Annotated in this window: 19 protein-coding genes and 2 tRNA genes; 9 read left to right on the top strand and 12 right to left on the bottom strand. The window is 71.0% G+C overall.

Going from position 1 to position 13,460, the window contains the following annotated elements:
• The first annotated feature begins 48 nt into the window (after positions 1-48).
• From Actkin_RS07450 to Actkin_RS07435, 4 genes are read left to right on the top strand one after another with little or no spacing between them, the layout of a single operon-like run.
• Complete coding sequence (locus Actkin_RS07450) at positions 49-216, top strand: hypothetical protein (protein ID WP_189212027.1); 168 nt, start codon at positions 49-51, stop codon at positions 214-216.
• A gap of 10 nt (positions 217-226) precedes the next feature.
• Entirely contained in the window at positions 227-922 is a 696-nt protein-coding gene (locus tag Actkin_RS07445) for a peptidoglycan-binding domain-containing protein (protein WP_258906476.1), read from the top strand.
• 26 nt (positions 923-948) lie between these two features.
• Positions 949-2,220 (top strand): MFS transporter, encoded by a 1,272-nt coding sequence (locus tag Actkin_RS07440; protein WP_189212029.1) that lies wholly within the window; start codon positions 949-951, stop codon positions 2,218-2,220.
• Positions 2,221-2,223: 3 nt separating this feature from the next.
• A complete protein-coding gene (locus Actkin_RS07435) occupies positions 2,224-2,892 on the top strand; it encodes a VOC family protein (RefSeq protein ID WP_258906475.1) in 669 nt (222 codons plus the stop codon).
• On the opposite strand, the gene Actkin_RS07430 is transcribed toward Actkin_RS07435, so the two are convergent.
• Positions 2,889-3,161: a putative quinol monooxygenase gene (locus tag Actkin_RS07430; RefSeq protein WP_258906474.1), complete on the bottom strand. Its 273-nt coding sequence runs from the start codon at positions 3,159-3,161 to the stop codon at positions 2,889-2,891. The genes Actkin_RS07435 and Actkin_RS07430 overlap by 4 nt on opposite strands.
• 10 nt (positions 3,162-3,171) lie before the next feature.
• Complete coding sequence (locus Actkin_RS07425) at positions 3,172-3,597, bottom strand: pyridoxamine 5'-phosphate oxidase family protein (RefSeq protein ID WP_258906473.1); 426 nt, start codon at positions 3,595-3,597, stop codon at positions 3,172-3,174.
• A gap of 116 nt (positions 3,598-3,713) precedes the next feature.
• On the opposite strand from Actkin_RS07425, the gene Actkin_RS07420 reads away from it, so the two are divergent.
• Positions 3,714-4,115 (top strand): hypothetical protein, encoded by a 402-nt coding sequence (locus tag Actkin_RS07420; RefSeq protein WP_189212033.1) that lies wholly within the window; start codon positions 3,714-3,716, stop codon positions 4,113-4,115.
• Here Actkin_RS07420 and Actkin_RS07415 read toward each other — a convergent pair.
• The gene (locus tag Actkin_RS07415) at positions 4,112-4,564 is read right to left on the bottom strand and encodes an SDR family NAD(P)-dependent oxidoreductase (RefSeq protein WP_258906472.1); all 453 of its coding nucleotides are present in this window, start codon (positions 4,562-4,564) and stop codon (positions 4,112-4,114) included. The two genes, Actkin_RS07420 and Actkin_RS07415, sit on opposite strands and share 4 nt — an antisense overlap.
• A 28-nt stretch (positions 4,565-4,592) precedes the next feature.
• Entirely contained in the window at positions 4,593-4,922 is a 330-nt protein-coding gene (locus tag Actkin_RS07410) for a winged helix-turn-helix transcriptional regulator (RefSeq protein WP_189212034.1), read from the bottom strand.
• Between the two features lie 91 nt (positions 4,923-5,013).
• On the opposite strand from Actkin_RS07410, the gene Actkin_RS07405 reads away from it, so the two are divergent.
• On the top strand, positions 5,014-5,874 hold the full coding sequence (locus Actkin_RS07405; protein WP_258906471.1) for an NAD(P)-dependent oxidoreductase: 861 nt from the start codon (positions 5,014-5,016) through the stop codon (positions 5,872-5,874).
• 160 nt (positions 5,875-6,034) lie between these two features.
• Here the strand turns inward: Actkin_RS07405 and Actkin_RS07400 are convergent, their stop codons facing one another.
• Together Actkin_RS07400 and Actkin_RS07395 are read right to left on the bottom strand one after the other, a co-directional pair.
• On the bottom strand, positions 6,035-6,676 hold the full coding sequence (locus Actkin_RS07400; RefSeq protein ID WP_258906470.1) for a DUF2625 family protein: 642 nt from the start codon (positions 6,674-6,676) through the stop codon (positions 6,035-6,037).
• A gap of 19 nt (positions 6,677-6,695) precedes the next feature.
• A complete protein-coding gene (locus Actkin_RS07395) occupies positions 6,696-7,163 on the bottom strand; it encodes a hypothetical protein (protein WP_258906468.1) in 468 nt (155 codons plus the stop codon).
• A 67-nt stretch (positions 7,164-7,230) separates the two neighbouring features.
• Here Actkin_RS07395 and Actkin_RS07390 point away from each other — a divergent pair, with 67 nt between their 5' ends.
• Positions 7,231-7,677: a hypothetical protein gene (locus tag Actkin_RS07390; protein WP_258906466.1), complete on the top strand. Its 447-nt coding sequence runs from the start codon at positions 7,231-7,233 to the stop codon at positions 7,675-7,677.
• 10 nt (positions 7,678-7,687) lie between these two features.
• Here Actkin_RS07390 and Actkin_RS07385 read toward each other — a convergent pair.
• Together Actkin_RS07385 and Actkin_RS07380 are read right to left on the bottom strand one after the other, a co-directional pair.
• Positions 7,688-7,761: transfer RNA gene (locus Actkin_RS07385), tRNA-Ile, on the bottom strand.
• A 90-nt stretch (positions 7,762-7,851) separates the two neighbouring features.
• Positions 7,852-7,924 (bottom strand) — tRNA-Asn (locus Actkin_RS07380).
• A gap of 101 nt (positions 7,925-8,025) precedes the next feature.
• Here Actkin_RS07380 and Actkin_RS07375 point away from each other — a divergent pair.
• Positions 8,026-8,238 (top strand): hypothetical protein, encoded by a 213-nt coding sequence (locus tag Actkin_RS07375; protein ID WP_373292416.1) that lies wholly within the window; start codon positions 8,026-8,028, stop codon positions 8,236-8,238.
• Here the strand turns inward: Actkin_RS07375 and Actkin_RS07370 are convergent.
• The 3 genes from Actkin_RS07370 to dnaG are packed head-to-tail and all read right to left on the bottom strand — an operon-like array spanning position 8,235 to position 11,462.
• A complete protein-coding gene (locus Actkin_RS07370) occupies positions 8,235-8,987 on the bottom strand; it encodes a trans-aconitate 2-methyltransferase (RefSeq protein ID WP_258906464.1) in 753 nt (250 codons plus the stop codon). The genes Actkin_RS07375 and Actkin_RS07370 overlap by 4 nt on opposite strands.
• Before the next feature lie 43 nt (positions 8,988-9,030).
• Entirely contained in the window at positions 9,031-9,558 is a 528-nt protein-coding gene (locus Actkin_RS07365; RefSeq protein ID WP_189212040.1) for a hypothetical protein, read from the bottom strand.
• Complete coding sequence (gene dnaG, locus Actkin_RS07360; protein ID WP_258906463.1) at positions 9,555-11,462, bottom strand: DNA primase; 1,908 nt, start codon at positions 11,460-11,462, stop codon at positions 9,555-9,557. The genes Actkin_RS07365 and dnaG overlap by 4 nt, the downstream gene beginning before the upstream one ends.
• Positions 11,463-11,500: 38 nt before the next feature.
• Between dnaG and Actkin_RS07355 the strand changes: the two genes are divergently transcribed.
• Positions 11,501-12,421 (top strand): sigma-70 family RNA polymerase sigma factor, encoded by a 921-nt coding sequence (locus Actkin_RS07355; protein WP_258906462.1) that lies wholly within the window; start codon positions 11,501-11,503, stop codon positions 12,419-12,421.
• A gap of 429 nt (positions 12,422-12,850) precedes the next feature.
• Here the strand turns inward: Actkin_RS07355 and Actkin_RS07350 are convergent, their stop codons facing one another.
• Positions 12,851-13,417, bottom strand: a complete 567-nt coding sequence (locus tag Actkin_RS07350) for a carboxymuconolactone decarboxylase family protein (protein ID WP_189212043.1) — start codon at positions 13,415-13,417, stop codon at positions 12,851-12,853.
• Between the last annotated feature and the right edge of the window lie 43 nt (positions 13,418-13,460).

Here is a 13,460-nt window from a genome sequence, read left to right as displayed (position 1 = left end):
CCCGTTCGGACATTGGCGCACGTCGGGCCGCCGGCCACGATCGGGGGCATGGACGAGCAGATCCGGGTCGAGTTCGAGAGCGAGATCGACGCCGAGGAACGCGTCGAGCTCACCGCCGAGTGGGTCGCCTGGCTGGAGGACCAGCCCGTTCCGTCCTGCGTCGACGGGGTGGACGGGTCGCTGCGCCACGGCTCCGGCGACACGGCGCTGGCCTGAGGAGGGCGACATGGGCAACCCCGAACTGCGCCAGGACAGCGACCAGGAAGACTGGGTGAAGTACCTGCAGGGCCTGCTCGCCGACCGGCTCGCCGCCGAGGCCGAGGCAGGCGAGGTCCGGCTCAGCCGGGTCGACGGGAAGTTCGGCCCCATCACCAGGGTCTCGGTGGAGTTCTTCCAGCGCCGCGAGGGCCTGCCCGGGACCGGCGTGGTCGACGACGCGACCTGGGAGGCGCTGGAGCGCGAGCCCGCCCAGCCGCCCTCGAGCACCCGTCTGCAGCCGCTGAACCTGCGCATCCCGTTCCACCTGTGGCTGCGGTGGGAGGAGACGACGATCGAGCGGATGCTCGACGACTTCCGCGACTTCGACCTGACCACCCACCCGGGCGCGCAGCTGCGGCTGAACGGGAGCGGGGTCGGCCCGCTGGCGGGCAACGGCAGCGTCGAGCTGCTCAACCGGGAGATCCGGCTGTGGCCGAACTGGTTCCTGCGGCACACCCACCAGTTCACCCTGGACTGGTCACGCGCCCACGGCTTCGAGCTCGGCCTGGACAACGAGGCCGACTTCGGGGTCCGCCCGATGCGCAACTTCGAGATCACCCTGCACGGGGAGTTCAACCTGCAGTGGACGCCGAGGGAGAACCGCGGCGACTTCGACTGGTACGTCGGCCCCCGGCTGAAGTGGGAATTCGAGCTGGTGCGCTAACCAACCGTCGGCCTAGTGTGTCAAACATGGTCGACACCGCCGTTCGGCACCGGCTGCCGGTGCGCAAGCTGGTCGCCGCGAGCGTGGGCAACGCGCTGGAGTGGTTCGACTGGACCATCTACGCCACGTTCAGCATCTACTTCGCCACCGCGTTCTTCCCCTCGGGCAACGACACGCTCGCCCAGATCAACACCTTCGCCACCTACGCGCTGGCGTTCTTCTTCCGGCCGCTGGGCGGGATCATCCTGGGCCGCTTCGCCGACGTGCGCGGGCGCAAACCGGCGATGGTGCTGACCATCGTCATGATGGCGGGCGGGTCGGTGCTGATCGGCGTGCTGCCGACGTTCGAGCAGGCGGGCTGGCTCGCCCCGATCGGGCTGCTGCTGGCCCGCATCGTGCAGGGCCTGTCGCTGGGCGGCGAGGTGTCGAACGCCTCGGCGTACCTGGGCGAGATCGCGCCGAAGGAGCGGCGCGGCCGCTACTCGGCGTTCTTCTACATCTCCACCGGCAGCGCGGTGCTGTGCGCGTCCGTCCTCGGCTTCACGCTGGCGCGCGTGCTCAGCGAGGACGCGATGCAGTCCTGGGGCTGGCGGCTGCCGTTCCTCCTCGGCGGGGCGCTGGGCCTGATCGGGCTGTGGCTGCGCCGCAGCCTGGCCGAGACCGAGCTGTTCGAGGCGCACAAGGCCAACCGCGTGCCCCACCCGCTGCGCACGACGCTGCGGGAGCACCCGAAGGCGGTCGGCCAGCTCGTCGGCTTCACCATGCTGTCGACGCTGTGCTACTACACCTTCTTCAGCGCGCTGACCCCGTTCGCGGTGAAGACGCGCGGCGCCGACGCGGTCGACGTGTTCCTGGCGCTGTCCATCGCCACTGCGGTGTTCGTCGTGCTGCAGTACCCCATGGGCGCGCTGGCGGACCGCTTCGGCCGCAAGCCCCAGCTGCTGGCCTGGTCGGGGGCGACGGCGGTGCTCATCGTCCCGCTGTCCACTTTGGTCAAACCAGGGCTGGGCAACCTGCTGGTGGTGTTCACCGTCGGCCTGGCCCTCTACACGGCGATGACGTCGATCGCGCCCGCGCTGATGAGCGAGCTGTTCCCCACCGAGCTGCGCGGACTCGGCATCGGCGCCTGGTACAACCTGACCGTCGCCGTCTTCGGCGGCACGGCCCCGCTGCTGATCAGCGCCCTGTCCGGGGCGGGCATGGCGACGGCGTTCTTCTGGTACGTGGCGGCGGGCTCGGCCATCGCGTTCGTCGTGATCCTGACGCTGCCGGAGACCAGGGGCACGCCGCTACGCTGAGGCGTGGCCGACGAGAAGACCATTCCGCTGCTGCCCTGCCCGTCGATCGACGAGACCGAGGACTTCTACCGCGCGCTCGGTTTCACCCAAACCTACCGCCAGACGAAGCCCAACCCCTACCTGTGCGTGCGCCGGGAAGACCTGGAGCTGCACTTCTTCGGCATGGACCCGTTCGACCCCGCCGACTCCTACGGCTCCTGCCTGGTGATCGTCCCCGACACCGGGGCGCTGTTCGCCGAGTTCGCCGCCGGGCTGAGGGAGCGCTACGGCAAGCTCCCGCTCGCGGGCATCCCGCGGATCACCCGGCCCCGCAAGCGCAAGAACCAGGACAACCTCAGCGGGTTCACCGTGGTGGACCCGGGCGGCAACTGGCTGCGGATCTTCCCGGCCAAGCCCGGGCCCGCTGGCGCGGAGGCGAGCAGCCCGCTGGCCAAGGCCCTCGCCAACGCCGTCGTCCAGGGCGAGAGCCGAGGCGAGACGGCCCAGGCGATCCGCATCCTCGACACGAACCTGGCCAAGGCGGGCCCGGACGACGACCGCGCCGAAGCGCTGCTGTACCGCGCGGAACTGGCGCTGCGCGTGCAGGACCACGACCGCGCGCGGGAGATCGTCGCCGAGCTGACCGGCATGGGCGTCGAGATCCCCGAGGAACTGGCCGAGGGCTGTCGCTAGGACATGACCGCGTACTGCCCGACGTCCACGGAGACGATCATCGCGCTCAGGTCGTCGCCGAGGCCGTCGCCGCGGAAGCCCGCCAGCGCCTCCACCGACTCCCAGCGCTCGTAGACGACCACCCGGTCGTCGTCCACCGGGTCGGCCGTGACCACGAACTCCAGGCAGCCGACGGTCGCCCTGGCCTGGACGACGGCGGGCCGGGACGCGGCGACGAACTCGTCCCGCCGCCCCTGTGCGATCCGGAGGGAACCAGCGACGATCACCATGACCGCAAGGCTAGCCGGTCTTGCCCTGGTCGCTGCTCAGCCACTTCTCCGGGCGCATCCGGACCAGCACCGACGACTCCCCCAGCGCCGAGTCGACGTAGCCGTCGGCCTCCTCCGGCGAGAGGTAGCGGCCCGCGATGGCCACGGCCTGCTCCCGGGTCGGCGGGGCGTCGGCGGCCACGACCGGCCCCTCGACCGAGACGTACCGGTACGGCAGCTCCTCGCTCTGCGCCACCAGCGTGAACCGGCCCGCCTTGCGGAGCACCTTGTCCTTGACGGAATCGCGCTCGATCCACACCTGGACCTCGCCGTCGGCGTAGCGGTACCAGACGGGCACCGCCAGCGGACCCCGATCGGCCCGCCCGACGGCGAAGACCCCGACCCTGCGCTCGTTCAGGAACGCCTCGCGCTCCTCAACCGTCATCACCTGCGTCATCGTTCGTCTCCCCTCGCTCGGTCAGGACAACCGTGCGGAGCGGACCCGCATTCCCGGCGCAGGCAGGTTCCGGTCACACCATTGGATCAAGGAGCCGGACCCGGTTGACTGGGCGGATGGAAGAGAAGCTGCCGAAGGCCCTGCGCCCCACCCGCGTGCTGATGTACGTGCAGGGCGGGTTGGGCATCCTGGGCAACCTGCTGATCCTCGTGCTGCTGGCCGCGGTCGACGACGAGGGCGCGGGCCTGCTCATCGCCCTCACGGTGGTGGGCGTCGTGCTGGCCGCGGTCATCCTCGTCGCCGCGGCGATGATGCACCGCAGGCCACCGTGGGTGCGCCCGACCGTGCTCACGGTCGAGGCGATCGTGGTGGCCAACGGCGTCATCAACCTCATCGCGGGCCTGTCCGCTGGCGCGTTCTCGCCGATGATGCTGCTCCCGCTGGTGTTCGGCGTGCTGGTCATCCAGGCGCTCACCCGGCAGGAGGCCAGGGACTGGTTCGCGGGCCAGCCCGTCTAGAAGGCGGTGCCGCGGGCGACCTTCTCCCAGGCGCCGATCTCGGCGCGCACGGCGTCCAGGTGCCCCACGATCGCGTCGACGGCGTCCGCGCCCAGCGGCAGCCGCAACGGCGTGTCGTCCGCGTCCAGGGCGGCGATGATGGCCGCGGCCGCCTTGGCCGGGTCGCCGGGCTGGGCGCCGTCCGCTGTGGACACCATCCGCCGGGTCGCGCCCGCGGTGTCGGCGTAGTCGGCGATCTCCGGGCTGGCGCTCCTGTTGCCGAACAGCCCTGTGCGGAACGCCCCGGGCTCGACGATCAGCACCTTGACGCCCAGCGGCCGCACCTCGTCGGCCAGCGCCTCGGACAGGCCCTCCAGGGCGAACTTCGTGGCGCTGTAGCCGCCGAACACGTGCACGTCGAACAGCGACCGCAGTTCGGCGTCGGTGACGTCGAGCCGCTTCGCGACCACCTGTGATCCACTCTGCCAGCGGGCTCTGTCACCGAACGGCGGACAGGATGTGTTGCTCGCCCCACCTGGCCAGCGGGGCGAGGGCGTCGTTGAGCGAGACGCCGAGCGGGGTCAGGGAGTACTCCACGTGCGGCGGCACCGTCGGCAGGGCCTCGCGGCGCACGATGCCGTCCTGCTCCAGCTCGCGCAGGTGCGAGGCGAGCACCTTCTCGGTCACGCCGGGCAGCATCCGCCGCAGCTCGCCGAAGCGCCGGACGCCCTCGCCGAGCGCCCACAGGATGCCCACCTTCCACTTGCCGTCGATGATGTCCATCGCCGCCTCGGTTCCACAGTGGTACGCGCCGGGCCGCTTCGCCATGTCTCCCCCTGTCTCGGTACGCACTTCAGGGTAACCACCCACTTCGAAGTGCGTACTTGATCAAGCCTCGGCGCGGACCGAAGGTAGGGGCATGACCGACCTGACCCTTCTCGGCCTCGGCGACATGGGCGCCGCGCTGGCCCGCACCTGGCTCGCCGCAGGCCGCTCCCTGACCGTGTGGAACCGCACCCCGGCCCGCGCCGAGCCCTTCGGCGACGCCGCCGTCGCGACCGCGGCGGAGGCCGTCGCCGCGAGCCGCCTCATCGTCGTGTGCCTGCTCGACGACGCCAGCGTCGGCGCGGCCCTGGCCGACGTCGACCTCACCGGCAAGGACGTGGTCAACCTGACCACCTCCACGCCCGCCCAGGCCCGCGCGCGGGCGGAGTGGGCCCGCGAACGCGGCGCCCGCTTCCTCGACGGCGGCATCATGGCCGTCCCGCCGATGATCGGCGGCCCGGAGGCGTACATCTTCTACAGCGGCTTCCGCGAGCTGTTCGACCTGCACGCCGACGTCCTCGCGGTGCCCGCCGGGACGAAGTACGTCGGCGAGGACCCCGGCTACGCCGCCCTCCACGACGTGGCCCTGCTGTGCGCGATGAACGGCATGTTCGGCGGAGTGGCGCACGCCTTCGCGCTGATCCGCAACGAGGACATCGCCCCCACCGCCTTCGCACCCCTGCTCGCCGACTGGCTCAAGGCGATGGCGGACGTGGCGCACCTGCACGCCGACCAGCTGGAGAGCGGCGACTACCGCAAGGGCGTCGTCTCCAACCTGGCCATGCAGGTCGCGGGCATCCCCACACTGCTGGACACGACGAAGGACCAGGGCGTCAGCCCGGAACTGCTGACCCCATACCTGTCCCTCATGCGCCGCCGCCTGTCGGAAGGCCACGGCGACGAGGACACGGTCGGCATCGTCGACCTGCTCACTCAGCCCAAGGTGCCCGCGTAGGCGAGAACGCCAAGCCCCAGCGCCGCGACGAGGATCGTCCTACGGGTCGGTTTCAGCGCGCGGCGCAGGGCCTGGGCGCCTGGGCCCGCAGTTCTGCGGGCAACCTGGTAGCAGGAAGCCTAGAACGCTCTTACAACAACCACGACGCACTGCCGCTCGGCTAATGAGCGAAGTTCCCGACGTCCGGCCGCGCTGGTCTCGATGACCCGCAATCGGCCCCGGTTTGCCGCGCAGCGTGGTAATGGAGGGAAATCAACTCGCCTAGCGGTACCGCTTTTCGCGACACCCGCGACAAATCGTGTCCCTCCACGCTCCACGGCGGTGGCCAGGTGTGGAGGCCGTGATCCGGGGCGATCGCGGCGACCTCTGGTTGCCATCCCGGCCACCGGAGGGATCGGTAGAACTCGTCCAGCGCGCCGTTGAGCATCGCTTCCAGCCAGTCCGCGTAACCGAGTTCTAGGTCGACCCAACTGAGGTCATCCGGCCCGAAGTAGTGCACCGTCGGTCGGCCCTCGCTGTTAGGCATCCAGGCGAACTGTCCGCCCAGCACGTCATAGGCGATAGTCGAACCGTCAGAGAACACGTCCGGCAACGCCTCGGTCCCGCTCCCCAGGACCCGCAGCCACCCGTGGTCGACAAGCAGACCGCCGGTCTCGGCCACCACCGCGCCGAGCCAGGACTTGGCCGTGATGGACAACCCGCTCAAACACCTCCGCGCACGGGCAGGATCGGCAGGCAGCACGGAAATGCCGTACGGCGACCCCTCGATCGCCGCCACCACTTCGTCCCACGCGCTCGTCATCCCGGCCTTCCCGTCTCGTCTACTTCACCACATGAAAGTCCGGGTGCGCGTTCCATGCGGCCATCGCGGGCCCGTCGAGGTAGACGGCCCCGTCGACTCGGATCAAGCGGCCAGCGGTCTCCAGGCAGTGAAGGAGATCAGCAGAAGGAGGAGTGCGGAACTCAACGAAAACCCAACCCCCGGCCCGCTCCGCAACTCGCTGGGCCATCCGCCCCAGAGCAGGCCGACCCGCGATGTCGCTGGTGAAGATGTGCAGCAGGATTTCGGAGCGCATGCCGGTTCCTGCCGTCCGCTCGACGGCCCGCAGATCAAACTCCTCATCCGGGAAGTCAAGGGAGTAGCCGTAGGGCAATCCGTCGGCCGAGTACCAGTACTCGGAATCAAGCGCACACCGGGTCAAGCCTTCGGCGATCATCTCCTCCACCGCGACCGCCTCAGCCCGCTCAGCGGTGAACGGATTCAAGACAGCCAACGTCGTTCCACCCATGGCGGGGAGTAGACACTTCCCACCAGGCTGCTGCCAACCTCATTCAATCGCGGATATCGTCGCGATCGTGGACAGCTGGTCGGAGTACGTGGCAGCGTTCCAAGCGCTTGCGCGGGCCAGGACGTCCGTGCGGCAAGCATCCCAGCGAGTGGAGTGGCTGAGTGCTGCCTTGACAGGTCGCGCATGGGAGCGTGCAGCCGCCTTGGAGTTCCTCGCCGCCTTCTCCGACGATGTGCCCATCCTCTTGGACCGCGTGTTCGCGGCGTCCGTGTCCCACAAGACCGGCCCGGCCGCCTGGGAGGTGCTCCGCCGCGCCGACGAACGCGGACTTGTCGACAGAGAGAGGCTGGCCAAGCTGATCTGGGCTGAACTGAACGCCGAAGGCGCCACCGAATTCGAGTACGGCTGCGTGATCAGCCTTCTCCGAGCCCTCAACGCGACAGACCTACTGACCGCCGTCCGTGAGCGCGCCCTCGCGAGTTCCGACCCTGCCGTCCGGAGGATGGGCGGGTGAGCGCTGGTTGTGGGGCGGGTGGGGCTCGAACCCACGGCCAAGGGATTATGAGTCCCCTGCTCTGACCAACTGAGCTACCGCCCCGTCCCTGGGGATCCTACCCGGCGACCGGGCCGAACATGATCCACTACCCAGGCAAAGAAATAGCCCAGGTCAGCGGACCTGGGCTAGAAGCTCCTCCAGCTGGACTCGAACCAGCAACCCTTCGATTAACAGTCGAATGCTCTGCCAATTGAGCTATGGAGGAAGGGCCTCCGTCGGGCGCGCCCGACGGGAGGTAACTCTAGCGCATGCTTCGGGGCCGCTTCGCGGGGGTACCTCCCCGACCGTGCGCGGGGGGCACGGAGGATGGAGCAAGTTGCTGTCGAGGGCCGGGAGGCGAGCGCTGTGGTGGGGTTCTTGCTCGGAGCTGCGGTCGGGTACGTCCTTGGCGCCAAGGCGGGGCGGGGGCGGTACGACCAGCTGGTGCGGACGTACCGGCGGCTGAGCGACAACCCCGCGGTGCAGGGCGCCGCCGGGATCGCGCGGGCCAAGCTGGGGTTCGACAAGCGCCGCGGCTAGGGCGTCCTGGCGACGACGAACACCCGGCGGAACGGGAACCACGTGGTGCCGTCCGGGCGGGGTGGGTATTCGGCGCGCAGCAGGGGCGCGAGGGTGGCGCGGAACTGCTCCCACTCGGCGTCGTCCAGGGCGGCGCGGACGGGGCGCAGGGCCGTGCCGGTGATCCACTCGAGGACGGGGTCCTCGCCGTCCAGGCAGTGCAGGTACGTGGTCTCCCAGGCGTCGACCTCGCAGCCGGTGAACAGGTCCGCGTACTCCGCGGGGGTCAGGACGGCGTCCTCGTCGCGCAGCGGGCCGATGCGGTCGCGCCAGATCGGGTCGGCGGCGAGTTCGCGGGTCAGGACGTGGGACGGGGCGGCGAAGTTGCCCGGGACCTGCACGGCGATCCACGCGTGCGACGGCAGCGCCGACGCCCAGGCGCGCAGGAGGTCGGCGTGGTCGGGAACCCACTGCAAGGCGGCGTTGCTGATCACCACGTCGGTGTCGGCGGCGGGTTCCCAGGTTCGCAGGTCCCCCTCGCGGACGTCGACACCGCGGGCCTTGGCGGCCGCGACCATCTCCGCGGACGAGTCGATGCCGGTGATCCGGGCGCCTGGCCAGCGGTGCGACAGGGTCGCGGTGAGCGTGCCGGGGCCGCAGCCCAGGTCGACGACGGACCGCGGGTGCGCGGCGGCGACCCGGGCGACCAGGTCGTAGAACGGACGGCCGCGCTGGTCACCGAACGCGAGGTAGTCGGCGGGGTTCCACATGACGCCTCCCTGAGCATGTAAACCGTACGTACGGTTTACCAGATCAGTCGGGGTCGCGGGCAGCCTCGATCTTGGCGGCGACTTCCGCGGCGACCGCCCGGACCGCCTCGACGTCGACGCCCTCGTCCGGCCGGACCTGCAGGACCACGCCGTCGCGGCCGGGCACCTTGCGCTGGACGAACCACGCGCCGCCCCCGGGCAGTTCCTGCCGGTGGCGGGACCGGATGGACCCGGTGACCCGCTGATGGACGGCCTGCGGCAGCTTGCCCGGCTGCTCGACGGCGATCCGGCGCGGGGCGAGGTCGCGCAGCAGGACGGCGCTGCCCGCCGCACCCGCCTCCTCGGCCTCTGTGATGGTGAACACACCGGCCGCCCACGCCGCCTTCGACACCAGGTGCCAGCCGATGCGCCGCGTGCCCTCGCCCTCGGGCACCCACAGGCCCAGCGACGTCGCCACCAGGTGACCGCCACCGCGGACCGGCGCGGACGCGGCCACGGCCTCGTCGCGGTCGAGCTGACCGGGGAAGCCCGAGGGGAGCCCGCCGCCGAAGATCCGGGAGAAGAGGCTCATTCGAACTCACCCGCCGCCTGCTTGCCCAATGCCTTGTACCACTCCTCCATCGCCACGATGTCCCCCCAGAGCGCGCGTGCCTCGTCCGGTTCCTCGACCGGGGACACGCGCTGCAGCCGCGACTTCAGGTCCGCGATCTGCCGGGCGACCAGCTCGCGCTGCACCGCGGCGAGGATCGCGGCGGCGTAGCGCTCGGCGGCGGCGTTCTTGTTCGGCAGCGGCATCGGCTCCACGGCCAGCTCGCTGGCCAGGGTGCGCAGGACCTGCGTGGCGCAGTTCTTGCTGACCGCCTCCAGCAGGTCGGCGCCCGCCAGCCCGCAGGACGCGCCCCCGGCGTCGAGGATCGCGCGGTGCAGGGCGTCGTAGGCGGGGTGGGTGAACACCTCGGCGGGCAGCGCGTCGTACATCGGGCCCGCGAGGGCGGGCTCCTGGAGCGCCAGCTTGATCACTTCCCGCTGCGCGCGGAGCTTGTGGTCGCGGGGGTCCGGGCGCGGGGGGCCGCTGACGTCGACGGCGAGCGCGCCCTGGTTGGGGTCGACCGGCTTGGCCTTCTTCGGCTGGGTCGCCGTCCCGCCCGCGGTCTCGCGGACCCGGCGCACGACGGTGGCCATGTCGTCCCAGCCGACCCAGCCCGCGAGCTGACGGGCGTAGTCGTCGCGCAGGGAGTGGTCCTTGATCCCGGCGACCATGGGGACGGTGCGCCGCAACGCCTCGACGCGGCCCTCGGCGGTGTCCAGGTCGTGCTCGGCGAGCACGGCGCGGATGGCGAAGGCGAACAGCGGCTGCCTGCGCGCGACCAGGTCGCGCACGGCGACCTCGCCCTTGTGCTGGCGCAGCTCGCAGGGGTCCATGCCGTCGGGGGCGATGGCGATGAACGTCTTGGCGGCGAACTGCTGGTCGCCCTCGTCGAAGGCCTTTCGCGCGGCCTTCTGGCCCGCCTCGTCGCCGTCGAAGGTGAAGATGACCTCGCCGCGGAAGGCGTCGTCGTCCATCAGCAGCCTGCGCAGCACGCCGATGTGCTCCTTGCCGAACGCCGTCCCGCAGGACGCGACCGCGGTGGGCACCTCGGCGGCGTGCATGGCCATGACGTCGGTGTACCCCTCGACGACGACGACCTGGTGCCGCTTGGCGATCTCGCGCTTGGCCAGGTCGAGGCCGAACAGCACGTGCGACTTCTTGTAGATCGCCGTCTCGTTGGTGTTGAGGTACTTCGCCTGGATCTGGTCGTCGTCGTAGAGCCTGCGCGCGCCGAAGCCGACGACGTCGCCGCTGATGTCCTTGATCGGCCAGAGCAGCCTGCGGTGGAAGCGGTCGATCGGCCCCTGCCTGCCCTCGCGGGAGAGCCCGGCCTTGATCAGCTCGGCGACCTCGAACCCGCGCCCGAGCAGGTGCTTGGTGAGCCGGTCCCAGCCCGCGGGGGCGTAGCCGCAGCCGAACCTGGTCCAGATCGCCTCGTCGAAGCCGCGCTCGGCGAGGAAGTCGCGGCCCTTGACGGCCTCGGGCGAGCGCAGCTGCTCGGCGTAGAACTCGGCGGCGGCCTTGTGCGCGTCGACGAGCCGGGCGCGCGTGCCCCGGTCGCGCTGGACGCTGGTGCCGCCGCCCTCGTAGGTGAGCTGCACCCCGCAGCGCTCGGCCAGCCGCTCGACCGACTCGACGAACGAGAGGTGGTCGATCTTCATGATGAAGGCGATGACGTCGCCGCCCTCGCCGCAGCCGAAGCAGTGGAAGGTGCCGTGCGTGGCCCGCACGTTGAACGACGGCGTCTTCTCGTCGTGGAACGGGCACAGCCCCTTCAGCGCGCCGCCGCCCGCCCTGCGCAGCGCCACGTACTCGCCGATGACGTCGTCGATGCGACTGCGCTCGCGTACGAGCGCGATGTCGCTCTCCCGGATGCGCCCCGCCACAGCCGTCGAGTCTATGCGCGCCGATCAGCCGGACTACGATGGGCCTCGTGACCGTTGGGAACGCCGTGCTCGCCGAGCGCTTCACCGAGCACCGCGGGCACCTGCTGGGGGTGGCCTACCGGCTGACCGGCACGATCGCCGACGCCGAGGACGCCGTCCAGGACGCCTGGCTGCGCCTGTCCACTGTGGACAATCCGGCGGAGATCCGCGACCTGCGCGGCTGGCTGACCACCGTCGTCGGCAGGCTCTGCCTCGACCGCCTGCGCTCGGCCGCCGTCCGCCGCGAGCGCTACATCGGCCCGTGGCTGCCCGAACCCGTGGTCACCCCGCTCGACGGCGCCCCCGGCGAGAACCCCCTGGACGTGGTCGTCCGCGACGACGGCGTGCGCATGGCCGCCCTCGTCGTCCTCGACCGCCTCACCCCCGAGCAGCGCGTCGCCTTCGTCCTGCACGACGCCTTCGGCATCCCGTACGCCGAGATCGCCTCGACGCTGGGCTGCACGGAGGCCACCGCCCGCCAGCACGCCTCCCGGGGCAGGCGCATCGCCGCCGACGCCGACCCGCCGCCCCGCCAGGCCCTGTCCGAGCAGCAGGAGGTCCTCGGCCGCTTCCTGGCCGCCCTCGCCACCGGCGACGTCCGGTCCGTCGTCGAGCTGCTGCACCCGGACGCCGTCTTCGTCGGCGACAGCGACGGCAAGGCCCGCACGGCCCGCCACCGCATCGAGGGCACGGACAAGATCTCCCGCTTCCTCATCGGCCTGCTGCGCCAGTACGGCGTGGACCGCCTCGGCGAACTATGCCCCGTCCTGGTCAACGGCGACATGGGCATGGCCCTGCCGGACGTCCCCGGCCCCCGCCCCATCGCCCGCCGCGTCACCGCCTTCGCGATCCGCGACGGCCTCGTCGTCGGCATCTACGACGTGGTCAACCCGGACAAGCTCACCCGGCTGCCGGAGTAGCCGCGCCCCATTCGACTGTTGATCGAAGGGTTGCTGGTCCGAGTCGCCGCTCCTTCAGAGCACCCGAGCGACCCGGCACCGCCACGGCCCGACGACCAACCGGCCCGACAACCGACCGGCCCGACAACCGACCGGTCCGACAACCAACCGGTCCGGCATCGGCATCCGGTGAACGCGGGCACCGGCTCCCCGACGACCGCTCACCACCGGCTCCCGACGACCGCCCAGCACGGCTCCCGGAAACCGGTCAAGTCGGCTCCCGGTGACCGTCCGCGCAGGACCCCTGTCAGGGTCCGGCACCGGTCTCCCGGTGACCTTGCCAGCACTGGCTCCCCTGAGCGGCGATGCGAGGTCCCGACGCCCGTGGCAGGCGCCTGCCGACGCGGGACCGTGCGGCATCACCCCTTGCGGCGCCAGTCCGCACGACCGTCAGGGCGTGGGGATCCGGCACGCGTCGCCGGTGCTGAAGCCCTGGTCGACGATGCCGAGGGCGCTGTTCACGCGAGCGCGCATGTTCTCCAATCCGATGTGGTACGTCAGCTCGATTACTCCCTTCTCGCCGAAGGTGGCGGTGAGTTCCGCGACCTGGGCGTCGGTGACGGTGACCTGGTCGCCGGTCATCGCGTCCGCGTAGGCGATGGCCAGGCGCTCCTCGGCCGTGTAGGCGGGGTGTTCTGCGTAGGCGTCGATGTGCTTGAGGCGCTCGAGGTCGAGGCCCTCCAGCCGCTGGAGCATGGCGCCGAAGTCGACGCACCACGAGCACCCCAGGACCTGGGCGACCCGGTAGACCGCCAGTTCCCGGACGTTCGCGGGCAGCGTCTTGGACGCCTTCTCCACGGCCATCTCGTGCTTGCCGCCCGCCACCATCAGCTTCGGGTGGTGGGCCGTCACCGCGAACGGCTCGGGCACCGCGCCGAAACGACGGCGGGCGAACCAGTACAGGGCACGCACGATCGGGCCTGCGTCCTTCTTCGAGACCGCGGGGATGCGGGGCATCGCTGACCTCCCAGGTGTCGGTGGCTGACACAAGGAGGACGAG

Source organism: Actinokineospora sp. UTMC 2448 (assembly GCF_024760565.1).
GTDB lineage: Bacteria > Actinomycetota > Actinomycetes > Mycobacteriales > Pseudonocardiaceae > Actinokineospora > Actinokineospora fastidiosa.
The sequence above is the reverse complement of the archived record's forward strand: the minus strand, read 5'-3'. Positions and strand labels throughout refer to the sequence as shown.

Excerpts from the sequence above, each read along its gene's own strand:
- Actkin_RS07410 (WP_189212034.1), bottom strand. The coding sequence starts at position 4,922 with ATGGCGAAGCGGCCCGGCGCGTACCACTGTGGAACCGAGGCGGCGATG.
- Actkin_RS07425 (WP_258906473.1), bottom strand. The coding sequence starts at position 3,597 with ATGACGCAGGTGATGACGGTTGAGGAGCGCGAGGCGTTCCTGAACGAG.
- Actkin_RS07395 (WP_258906468.1), bottom strand. The coding sequence starts at position 7,163 with ATGGGTGGAACGACGTTGGCTGTCTTGAATCCGTTCACCGCTGAGCGG.
- Actkin_RS07405 (WP_258906471.1), top strand. The coding sequence starts at position 5,014 with ATGACCGACCTGACCCTTCTCGGCCTCGGCGACATGGGCGCCGCGCTG.
- Actkin_RS07350 (WP_189212043.1), bottom strand. The coding sequence starts at position 13,417 with ATGCCCCGCATCCCCGCGGTCTCGAAGAAGGACGCAGGCCCGATCGTG.
- Actkin_RS07420 (WP_189212033.1), top strand. The coding sequence starts at position 3,714 with ATGGAAGAGAAGCTGCCGAAGGCCCTGCGCCCCACCCGCGTGCTGATG.
- Actkin_RS07375 (WP_373292416.1), top strand. The coding sequence starts at position 8,026 with ATGGAGCAAGTTGCTGTCGAGGGCCGGGAGGCGAGCGCTGTGGTGGGG.
- Actkin_RS07430 (WP_258906474.1), bottom strand. The coding sequence starts at position 3,161 with ATGGTGATCGTCGCTGGTTCCCTCCGGATCGCACAGGGGCGGCGGGAC.
- Actkin_RS07450 (WP_189212027.1), top strand. The coding sequence starts at position 49 with ATGGACGAGCAGATCCGGGTCGAGTTCGAGAGCGAGATCGACGCCGAG.
- Actkin_RS07445 (WP_258906476.1), top strand. The coding sequence starts at position 227 with ATGGGCAACCCCGAACTGCGCCAGGACAGCGACCAGGAAGACTGGGTG.
- Actkin_RS07365 (WP_189212040.1), bottom strand. The coding sequence starts at position 9,558 with ATGAGCCTCTTCTCCCGGATCTTCGGCGGCGGGCTCCCCTCGGGCTTC.
- Actkin_RS07440 (WP_189212029.1), top strand. The coding sequence starts at position 949 with ATGGTCGACACCGCCGTTCGGCACCGGCTGCCGGTGCGCAAGCTGGTC.
- Actkin_RS07400 (WP_258906470.1), bottom strand. The coding sequence starts at position 6,676 with ATGACGAGCGCGTGGGACGAAGTGGTGGCGGCGATCGAGGGGTCGCCG.
- Actkin_RS07370 (WP_258906464.1), bottom strand. The coding sequence starts at position 8,987 with ATGTGGAACCCCGCCGACTACCTCGCGTTCGGTGACCAGCGCGGCCGT.
- Actkin_RS07355 (WP_258906462.1), top strand. The coding sequence starts at position 11,501 with ATGGGCCTCGTGACCGTTGGGAACGCCGTGCTCGCCGAGCGCTTCACC.